Origin of the sequence: Streptomyces sp. NPDC048483 (assembly GCF_040651455.1) — a bacterium.
Lineage (GTDB): Bacteria > Actinomycetota > Actinomycetes > Streptomycetales > Streptomycetaceae > Streptomyces.
The window spans coordinates 1-11,214 of record NZ_JBEZJZ010000175.1 but is presented as its reverse complement, the minus strand read 5'-3'; the positions used below and the strand labels follow the sequence as shown (position 1 = coordinate 11,214).

2 protein-coding genes are annotated in these 11,214 nt (G+C 74.1%); both read right to left on the bottom strand.

Annotated features, from left to right (window positions below):
- Positions 1–4,216 (bottom strand): amino acid adenylation domain-containing protein (locus tag AB0D04_RS40755; protein WP_362712460.1); only part of this gene is annotated, 4,216 nt, incomplete at its 3' end.
- 2 nt (positions 4,217–4,218) lie between these two features.
- A partial coding sequence (locus AB0D04_RS40750) for an amino acid adenylation domain-containing protein (protein ID WP_362712459.1) occupies positions 4,219–11,214 on the bottom strand: 6,996 nt, incomplete at its 5' end.

Here is an 11,214-nt window from a genome sequence, read left to right as displayed (position 1 = left end):
CGGCGGCGGTCTCCGGGTTGAGGTAACGCAGCAGGCCATAGCCGATGCCGTTGTCCGGCAACGCCCGCAACTGCTCCTTGACCCGCTTGACGGCGAGTCCGAGGGCGGCGGCGCGGTCCCCGGACAGCTCTCCGATGTCCAGGGCGGCCGGATACATGCTGGTGAACCAGCCGACGGTACGGGAGAGATCGGTGCTCTCGGTGAGCTCCTCGCGGCCGTGGCCCTCCACATCGACCAGCACCCGGCCACTCTCGCCGAGCCCCTTGGTGCGGCGGTGGTCGGCGACGGCGACGGCGAGCGCGGCCAGCAGCGCATCGGCGACATTGCTGCGGAAGACGGCGGGCACGGTGCGCAGCACCGCGGCGGTCGCCTCGGTACCGAGCTCGACGGTCAGCCGGCGTGCGGCGGCGACCGTGTCGCGGGCCGGGTCGAGGGGGCGGGCGGTCAGCGACGGGCCGGGGTCGGCCACCACGTCCTGCCACAGCGACAGTTCGCCGCTGCGCCGGGCGGCCTCGTCCGCCAGCAGATGGGCCCATTCGCGCAGCGAGGTGCCGGTCTCGTCGAGCTCGGGCGTCCGGCCGGCGGCCAGTGCCTCGTAGGCGGTCTGGAGATCGGACAGCAGGATGCGCCAGGAGACGCCGTCGACCACCAGGTGATGGGCGGTCAGCAGCAGGCGGCCCGGCGCGGCGGGCCCGGCGTCGAACCAGACGGCCCGCACCATCGTGGCGTCCTCGGGCGCGAGCGCGGCCACAGTCCGCTCGCTGTGCTCAGCGACGGCGCGCCGCAGCGCTTCGTCGTCCAGGCCGGTGACATCGACGCGGGTGAGGCGGTCGGCGGCGGTGACGGCGTCGGCGGGCAGCACCTCCAGGGACCAGCCGTCGTCCCGCACCAGGCGGGTGCGCAGCGCAGCGTGCCACTCCAGCAGGGCGCCGAGGGCGCGGGTCAGCAGCCGCTCCTCGGCCGCGGCGGGCGCCACCAGAAGCGCGGACTGGTGGAACTGCCCGATGGGGCCGCCCTGTTCGCGCAGCCAGTGCATGATCGGGGTGGCCGGGGCGGGGCCGGTGGCGGCCATCCGCGGCCGGGCGGTCCGGGCCGCGGCTGCGGTCCCGCCGCCGGTACGGGCGGCCAGCGCCTCGGGCGTACGCAGCTCGAAGATCTCCCGCGGGGTGAGGGTGATGCCCTCCTTGCGGGCGCGGGAGACCAGCTGGATGGACATGATGGAGTCGCCGCCGAGGTCGAAGAAGCTGTCCTCGGCGCCGACCTCCGGCACCCCCAGGACCTGCGCGAACAGCGTGCACAGCAGCTCTTCGGCGGGCGACTTGGGCGCCCGGCCGGTGGCCAGTCCGGCGTAGTCGGGGGCGGGCAGTGCCTTGCGGTCAAGCTTGCCGTTGGGCATCAGCGGCAGCGCGTCGAGGGGCAGTACGGCGCTGGGCACCATGTATTCGGGCAGCTGACGGGCGCAGTGCTCGCGCACGTCGGAGGCGTCGGGGCTCTGGCCGGCGGCGGGCACGACATACCCGACCAGCCGCTTGAGGCCCGGCCGGTCCTCTCTGACGACGGCGGCGGCCCGCTCGATGTGCGGATGGGCGGCCAGGGCGGCCTCGACCTCGCCGAGCTCGATCCGGAAGCCGCGCAACTTGACCTGGTCGTCGGCGCGTCCGACGAACTCCAGCTGCCCGTCGGTGCGCCAGCGCGCCAGGTCGCCGGTGCGGTACATCCGCTCGCCGGGCTGCTTCCCGAAGGGGCAGGCGACAAAGCGCTCGGCGGTCAGGGCGGCGCGGCCGAGGTAGCCGCGGGCCAGGCCGATGCCGGCGATGTAGAGCTCGCCGGGTACGCCGGGCGGCACGGGGCGCAGGGCGCCGTCGAGGACATAGGTGCGGGTGCCGACGATCGGGGTGCCCACCGGAGGGATCTCGCCGGGGGCGAGCGGGCCGCTGGTGGCCGCCATGACGGTGGACTCGGTCGGCCCGTACGCGTTGACCATGCGGCGGCCGGGCGACCAGCGGGCGACCAGATCCGGTCCGGTGGCGTCGCCGCCGACGATCAGCGTGGCCAGGTCGGGCAGTTCGGCGGCCGGGAGGCTGGCGAGTGCCGCGGGCGCGATGAGGGCATGGGTGATCCGCCACTGGCGCAGTACGTCGAGCAGCATCTCGTCGGCGAGCGGCCCGGTGGGCGGCACGACCAGGGCGGCGCCGGTGGCCAGCGCCGTGCACAGCTCCAGCACGGAGGCGTCGAAGCTGGGCGAGGAGAACAGCAGCACCCGGGCCTGCTCGTCGACCGCGAACCGCTCGGCCGCGGCCGCGAAGCTGGCCAGGCCCGCATGGGTCACGGACACGCCCTTGGGCCGGCCGGTGGAGCCCGAGGTGTAGATGGTGTACGCGCTGTGGCTGGGGAAGAGCGGGCTGCGGCGCACGCGGTCGTCGGGGTTGCCGGCCGGCACCAGGGCCAGGTCCACCACGGAGGCGGGGTTGTCCATGACCAGCTGGGGCAGCGACGCGGCGGCCCCGGGCAGCTGCCGGGCGGTCTTCTCCGTGGTGATCAGCAGCGCGGGCCGGGCGTCGTCGAGCATGTACGCCACCCGCTCGGCCGGATAGTCCGGGTCCACGGGCAGATAGGCGGCGCCGGCCTTGGCGACGGCCAGGGTCGCCACGATCATCTCCACGGAGCGGCGCAGCGGCAGGGCCACCAGGTCCTCGGGGCCGATACCGCGCTCGATCAGCAGCCAGGCCAGCCGGTTGGCGCGGGCGTTGAGCTCGCTGTAGGAGAGGACGCCGTGATCGCCCATGAGGGCGGGCCGGGTGGGGGTGCGGGCCACGGACGCCTCGAAGAGCTCCGGCAGGGTCCGCAGGCATACCGCCGCACCGGAGTCGTTCCAGCTGGTCAGCACCTTCTCCCGCTCGGCGTCGTCGAGGATGTCGAGCGCGCCGAGGCGTGTCCGCGGGTCGTCGGCGAGCGCGGCGAGCAGGGTCCGCAGCCGCTCGCCGAGCAGGAGTACGGCGTCCTCGTCGAGGACGTCGGGCCGGTAGCTCAGCCGCAGGGTCAGCCGCTCGCCGGGGATGCCGGCAAGGGTCAGCGGATAGTGGGTGGCGTCCCGGCCGGTGACCCCGGCGACGCGGATGCCGCCGATCTCGGTGCGCTGGGCGCCGGTGTCCATCGGATAGTTCTCGAACACCGCGACGGAGTCGAAGAGTTCGCCGGTACCGCACAGCCGCTGCACCTGGGCCAGGCTGATGTGCTGATACGGCATCAGCTCGGTCTGCTGCTCCTGGAGCGCGGTGAGCATGTCCAGCAGCGAGGCGGCGGGGTCGAGGCGCACCCGTACGGGGAGGGTGTTGATGAACAGGCCGACCATCCGCTCGATGCCCTCGATCTCCGGCGGACGGCCGGAGACGGCACCGCCGATGACGACATCGTCGCGGCCGGTGAGCCGGCCCAGCAGCAGCCCCCAGACGCCCTGGAGGACGGTGTTGACGGTCAGGCCGTGGCCGCGGCCCAGTTCCCGGACGGCCTCGCTGATCTGCGGGGACAGTTCGAGGGTGAGCTGTTCCTGGGTGACGGGCTCGCGGCCCTCGGCGGCCGGGGCGAGGAGGGTGGGCTCGTCGATCCCCGCGAGCGCGGTGCGCCAGGCGTCCTCGGCCCGGTCGCGGTCCTGCTTGCCCAGCCAGACGAAGTAGTCGCGGTAGGGCGTGACGGCGGGCAGGTCCCGGTCGTCACCGGCACTCTCGTAGAGCTGGAACAGCTCGCCGATGAGGACCGGCATGGACCAGCCGTCCAGCAGCAGGTGGTGATGGGTGAAGATCAGCCGGAAGGACTCGGGGCCCAGCTTCACCAGGGTGAAGCGCAGCAGCGGCGGCTTGGCGGGCGTGAAGCGGCGGGCCCGGTCGGCGGCCGTCAGCCGCTCCAGCTCGCGCCGTCGCAGATCCTCGGGCAGCCCGCTGAGGTCGACGTCCTCCCACGGCAGCGGTATCTCACGGGGGATGACCTGGACGGGCTTGCTCAGCTTCTCGTGCAGGAAGCCGGCCCGCAGATTGGGATGGCGGCGCAGCAGGGTGGCCACCGCGGCGCGCAGCGCGCCGGTGTCCAGCGCGCCGTCGAGATCGAAGGCCAGCTGGACGGTGTAGACGTCCAGTCCCTGCTCGTCGTAGAGGGCGTGGAAGAGCAGGCCCTCCTGCAGCGGCGAGAGCGGCAGTACGTCCTCGAGTCCGGGCTTGCTCATTGTCACAGTCCCCATTCCGCGTCCAACTGGTCGATGTCGTCCTGGGAGAGCGACACCAAGGCAAGGTCTGAGGGGGTGTGCCCCCCGGCTTCCGGGTGTTCGGCGTGGTCCACCAGTGCGTCCAGGCAGGCGAGCCAGCGCTCGGCCAGATCGCGTACGGCGCTCTCCGGCAGCAGGCCGGCCGGCCAGGACCAGGTGGCGGTCAGCACCGGGCCGCCGCCGTCACCCTCGTTTCGTTCGGTTTCGTGCAGTGCGCCGACGGTCTGTGCGTTGATCTCCAGACCGTGCACGGCGGGTGTCCGGGCGTCGGCGTGGGTGCCGGTCAGCGCCCCGGACTCCGGTGCCGGGCTCCATGGGGCGGCGGGGCCGCCGTCGGTGTCGAAGCGCCCGAGGTAGTTGAAGCCGATCTGCGGTGTGGCGCCCCGGGCGAGGACGGCCGCGGTCTCGGGGTTGAGGTGGCGCAGCAGGCCGTAGCCGATGCCGTTGTCCGGCAGGGCCCGCAGCTGTTCCTTGACCCGCTTGAGCGCCTCGCCCAGGGCGGCCGGGCCGCCGTCGGGTCCCGGGTCCAGCCGGACGGGATAGGCGCTGGTGAACCAGCCGACCGTCCGGGACAGGTCCACCCCGTCGAAGAGCTCCTCGCGGCCATGGCCCTCGAGGTCGAGCAGCACATCGGTGGCGCTGCCCGCGCCGCGCTCGCGCCGCCAGTCGCGTACGGCCATGGCCAGGCCGGTCAGCAGCACATCGGCGACGCCCGCGTGGTAGGCGGCGGGCAGCGTGGTGAGCACGGCCGTGGTCGCCTCGGCGGACAGCGACACGGTCAGCTGCCTCAGGGTGCCGGTCACATCGGTGGCGGCGTCCAGCGGCCGGTCGGTCAGCAGCGGGTCAGCGCCGCCGACGATCCCTTCCCACCGGGGGAGTTCGCCGGCCCGCCGGACGGCCTCGTCGGCCAGGCGGCGGGACCAGGTCCGCAGCGAGGTGCCCAGCGGCTCCAGCTGCGGGGTGCGGCCGGCGGCCACCGCCTCGTGGGCGGCCCGGAGGTCGGGCAGCAGGATGCGCCAGGACACCCCGTCGACCACCAGGTGGTGGAGGACCAGCAGCAGCCGTCCGGGCCGCTCGGGGCCGGCATCGCACCACACGGCCTGGAGCATGACGCCGTCGGCGGGCGCCAGACGGGAGCGGGCCGCTTCCGCCTCGGCGCGCAGCAGCCGGTGCCAGGCGGGGCCGTCGGCGTCGCCGGCGGCGACATGGCGCAGCAGCCGCTCGGCGCGGACGCTGCCGGGCGGGGGCACCGTGAGGGCCTGGGCGCCGGGCAGCAGCCGGGCGCGCAGCGCATCGTGGTGGTCGAGCAGCGCCTGGAGCGCCTCGGCGAGCGTGCTCTCGGTGGCCGTGGCGGGCACGGTGACGACCGTGGCCTGGTTGACGCTGTCGACGCCGGCGCCGCGGGCCAGCAGCCGGTGCATGATCGGCGTGAGCGGCAGCTCGCCGACCCCGGCGCCGGGCGCCTCCGCACCCGCCCCGGTGGCCTCGCGGGCGACCCGGGCCAGCGCCTCGACGGTCTTGTGCTGGAAGACCTCCTTGGGCGTGATCTCCAGCCCGGCCTTACGGGCCTTGGCCACCAGCTGGATGGAGACGATGGAGTCGCCGCCCAGCTCGAAGAATCCGTCGTCGATGCCGACCGCGGGCAGGCCCAGCACCTCGCAGAACAGCCCGCACAGCGTGGTCTCGACGGCATTGCGCGGCGGGCGGCCGGTGACCGCGGCGGCGAAGTCGGGTGCGGGCAGCGCCCGCCGGTCGACCTTGCCGTTGCGGGTCAGCGGCAGCGCGTCGAGGACGACGAGGGCGGCCGGGACCATGTACTCCGGCAGCCGCTCGCCCAACTCTGCTCTCAGTGCAGCCGGTTCGAGGTCATTGCCGTCGGCGGGCACGACATAGCCGACGAGTTTGCGGTCCCCGGCACGGTCCTCGCGGACGACGACGGCACAGCGCGCCACCTCGTCGCGGGCGGCCAGCGCGGCCTCGATCTCACCGAGCTCGATCCGGAAGCCGCGCAGCTTGATCTGGTCGTCGGCGCGCCCGGCGAACTCCAGCTCCCCGTCACGCCGTTGGCGCACCAGGTCGCCGGTGCGGTACATCCGCTCCCCCGGCCCGCCGAACGGGCAGGCCACAAAGCGCTCCGCGGACAGTGCGGGGCGGCCGAGGTAGCCGCGGGCCAGGCCGGTGCCGGCGAGATACAGCTCGCCCGCCACTCCCGGCGGAACGGGGCGCAGAGCGCCGTCGAGGACATAGGTGCGGGTGTTGGGGAGCGGATGGCCGATGGGAACCGCGCCGGCCGGCACCGGGTCCTGGGCGCCGATGCGGTACTCGGTGGCGCTGATGGTGGTCTCGGTCGGCCCGTAGGAGTTGATGACCGTCGCGGTGGTGCGGCGGGCGCGCCAGGCGGTGACATCGGTGCCCTGCAATGCCTCGCCGCCCAGGACCAGTTCCGCGCTGGGTGCGGTGCTCGCGGGCAGCTCGCCGAGCAGCGCGAGATGGCTGGGGGTGGCCTTGAGGAAGGTGGCCGGCTCGGCGTCGGCGCGGTACTCCTCCAGCGGCCCGGCCCAGATCGTGCCGCCGGCCAGCAGCGGCACCCACAAGGTGGTTGCCGACAGGTCGAAGGAGATCGGCGAGTGCAGCAGCGCCACCCCGCGGGCCCCCTCGTAGGCGCCAACGGCCCAGGCGAGGTAGTCGGCCAGGGCCCGGTGCTCGACCACGACGCCCTTGGGGCGGCCGGTGGAGCCCGAGGTGTAGATGACATACGCCGGGTGGTGCGGGCGCAGCGGCCGGGCGCGGTCGGCGTCCATCAGGTCGGTGCCGTCGTGCCGGGCCAGTTCGGCGGCGGTGGCCGGATCGTCGAGGACCAGGCGCGGGAGGCCGGCGTCCGGGGCGAGCACCTCGCCGGTCTCCCGGTCGGTGATCACCAGCGCGGGCGCCGCGTCCTTGGCCAGGTAGGCGATGCGGTCGGCGGGGTAGGCCGGGTCGATGGGCAGATAGGCCGCACCGGACTTGGCCACGGCCAGCGGTGCGGCGACGAGGTCGGCACCCTGCGGCAGCAGGATCGCGACCCGGTCCTCGGCGCCGATGCCCCGGGCCGCGAGGAGGCGGGCGAGCCGGTTGCTGCGGGTGTTCAGCGCCGCATGGTCCAGTTCGGCTCCGGCGGCGTCGCGGACGGCCGCGCGCTGCGGCTCGGCGGCGGCGCGGGCTTCGAACCGCTGGACGAAGGTGGTGTCCGGCGTCGGCTCGGCGGTGTCGTTCCACACCTCCAGGAGAAGGCGCCGCTCGGCCGGCTCCAGCACCTCGAGCCCGTCGAGGGGTGCGTCCGGGTCCCGGACGGCCTGGTCCAGCAGGGCGCACAGCCGGCGGCCCAGCGCCTCGACGGTCTCCCGGTCGAACAGATCGGTGCTGTACTGGACGATTCCCTCGATGCCCGCGTGCGCTCCGTCGCCGGTGCGCCGTTCGCCGATGTTGAGGGAGAGGTCGAACTTGGCGGTGTCGACGTCCACATGGTGCGGACGGGCCGCCAGCGGGCCGAAGTCCAGCCGGGGTTCGGGGGTGTTCTGGAAGTCCAGCATCACCTGGAACAGCGGATGCCGCGACAGCGACCGCTCCGGATTGACCACCTCCACCAGCCGCTCGAACGGCACGTCCTGGTGTGCGTAGGCGGACAGGTCGGTGGTGCGCACCCGCTCCAGCAGCTGCCGGAAGCTCGGCGCGCCGGAGGTGTCGGTGCGCAGCACGAGGCTGTTGACGAAGAAGCCGACGAGATCGTCCAGGGCCTCTTCCGTACGGCCGGCGATGGCGGTGCCGATCGGGATGTCGGTGCCCGCGCCGAGCCGGGTGAGCAGGGCGGCGAGCCCGGCCTGCAGCACCATGAACATGCTGGTGCCGGTCTCCTTGGCCAGCGCGTCCAGCCGGGCGTGCAGCGCCGGCTCCAGGTGGAAGGGCAGCACGGCGCCCCGGTGCGAGGCGACGGCCGGGCGCCGCCGGTCGGTGGGCAGCGTCAGCTCTTCCGGCAGCTCGGCCAGCTGCTCGCGCCAGTAGTCGAGCTGGCGGCCCATCGGGGCGTCGGCGTCGTTCTCGTCGCCGAGCAGCTCCTGCTGCCAGAGGGTGTAGTCGGCGTACTGGACCGGCAGCGGCGCGGCCTCGGGCGCCCGGCCCGCGCACCGTGCGGCATAGGCGCCGGAGAGGTCGGCCGCCAGCGGCGTCACCGACCAGCCGTCACCGGCGATGTGGTGCAGCAGGAGCAGCAGCACATGGTCCTCGGGGCCGGCCGCGAACAGCCGGGCCCGGAAGGGCAGATCGGTGGCCAGGTCGAAGCCCTGCGCCGCGGCCTCGGCCAGCGCCGCGTCCAGGTCCCGCGGGGCGAGGTCCGTGACGGGCAGTTCGGGGCGGGCGTCGGCGGCGTCCAGCACGACCTGCCAGGGGGTGCCCTCCGCCTCGGGGAAGACGGTGCGCAGCGGCTCGTGCCGGGCCACCAGGTCGCCCAGCGCGGCGTGCAGCGCGGCGCGGTCCAGCGGCCCCGTCAGACGCAGTGCGAGCGGCATGTTGTAGCCGGCGCCGTGTTCCTCGAAGCGGTTGAGGAACCACAGGCGGCGCTGGGCGTACGACAGCGGGATCTCCGCGGGCCGCCGCCCGGCGCGCAGCACGGGCCGCGGTGCGGCACCGGTCGTGGCGCCCTCACCGGCGTCGAGTACGGCCGCCAGACGGGCCACCGTGGGCGCCTCGAAAAGGGTGCGGAGGGCGACTTCGATGCCGAGGGCGTTACGGACCCGGCCGGCGAGGCGGGTCGCGGACAGCGAGTGGCCACCCAGGTCGAAGAAGCTGTCGTCGATGCCGACCCGGTCCAGGCCCAGCACCTCGGCGAACAGCGCGACCAGCGTCTCCTCGCGCGGGGTGCGCGCCATGCGTCCGCCTGCGGCCTCGTGGGCGGGGGCGGGCAGCGCGGCCCGGTCGACCTTGCCGTTGCGGGTCAGCGGCAGCGCATCGAGGGTGACGACGGCGGACGGGACCATGTACTCGGGCAGGGTGCCGCGCAGCGCCTCGCGCGGATCGGCGTCGGCATCGGCGCCCGGGGCGGGCACGACATAGGCGACCAGGCGCTTGTCGCCGGGCCGGTCCTCGCGGACGACGACCGCGGCCTGGGCGAGGGTCCCCAGAGTGGTGAACGCCTTCTCGATCTCGCCCGGTTCGATCCGGAAGCCGCGCAGCTTGACCTGGTCGTCGGCGCGGCCCAGGAACTCCACGGTGCCGTCGGCGGTCCAGCGCACCAGGTCGCCGGTGCGGTACATCCGGGCACCGGGCTCACCGTAGGGGCAGGCAACGAACCGCTCGGCGGTCATGCCGGGCCGGTTCAGATAGCCACGGGCCAGACCCGCACCGGCGATGTACAGCTCACCGGGCACACCGGCCGGCACCGGCCGCAGACCGTCGTCCAGAACATAGACCGCCATGTTGTCCAGTGGCCGGCCGATGGGCACGGCCTCGGGCACCGGGCGGGTGACGGGCATCTTGTGGAAGGTGGCGAAGGTCGTGGTCTCTGTCGGGCCGTAGCCGTCGACGACGGTGACGGCGGGGCAGCCGGCGCGCAGCCGCCGCACGGAGGCCGCGGGCACCACATCGCCGCCGGTCCACACCTCGCGCACCCCGGCCAGCAGCCCCGGCTCATCGTCCACGACGAGCCGGAAGAGGCCGGCGGTCAGCCACAGACCGGTGACCCGGTGCCGGGCGATGGTGCTGCGCAGGGCGGGCAGGTCGAGGTCGCCGGGCGGAGCGACAACGGCCAGACCGCCGGAGAGCAGCGGCACCCACCACTCGTAGGTGGCGGCGTCGAACGCCTGCGGCGAGTGCACCAGCACCCGTTCGTGTGCGCCGTTGGCGAAGCCGCGGTCGGCGGCCAGCGCCGCCACATCGGCATGCGAGACGGCGACGCCCTTGGGGGTGCCGGTGGTGCCGGAGGTGAACATCACATACGCCAGACGGCGTTCGTCGATGGCCAGGCCCGGGTCATGGGCCGGCTGGAGCGCGAGCTGCGGGTCCGCGTCGACGGTGACGACGGTGGCGCCCGTGCCGTGATCGCCCTCGCCGGTGGCCCGGTCGGTGAGCACCACTCGGGCGCCGGTGTCGCGCAGGATGAACTGCCGGCGCTCGGCGGGGAAGCGGGCGTCCAGTGGCACATAGGCGGCGCCCGCCTTGAGAATGCCCAGCAGGCTCACGGCGAGCGCGGCGGAGCGCTCCTGGGCGACCGCCACCCGCGCCTCGGGGCCGACGCCCAGGGCCAGCAGCCGGTGCGCGATCCGGTTGGCGCGCGCATCGAGTTCGGCGTAGGTCAGCCGGGTATCGGCGTCCACGACCGCGGGCGCATCAGGGGTGCGGTGCACCCGCGCCGCAAACACCTCGGGCAGCGAACCGGCCGGGCGGGGGCGCGCGGTGGCGTTCCACTCGGTGAGCACCGTGCGGCGCTCGGCCTCGGACAGCACGGGCAGCGCCCCGATCCGCAGGTCCTCCGGCCCGGTCACGGCCGCCTGCAGCAGCCGCTGAAGCCGGTCCAGCAGACCTTCTACGGAGGAGCGGTCGAACAGATCGGTGCGGTAGATCGCAATGCCCTCGAGGCCGCCCTCGGGCAGCTCGCGGAACTCCAGCGACAAGTCGAACTTCGCCGTGTCGATGTCCGTCCACTCCTGCCGCGCCTCGACACCGCCGAGGGACGCCGTGGCGCGCCGGGTGTTCTGGAGGGCGAGCATGACCTGGAAGAGCGGGTGCCGGGAGAGGGAACGGGAGGGGTTGAGGACCTCCACCAGCCGCTCGAACGGCACCTCCTGATGCGCGTATGCCGCCAGGTCGGTGTCCCGCACCCGCTCCAGCAGTTCACGGAACGACGGATCACCGGAGGTGTCGGTACGCAGCACCAGCGTGTTGACGAAGAAGCCGACCAGATCATCCAGCGCCTCGTCCGTACGACCCGC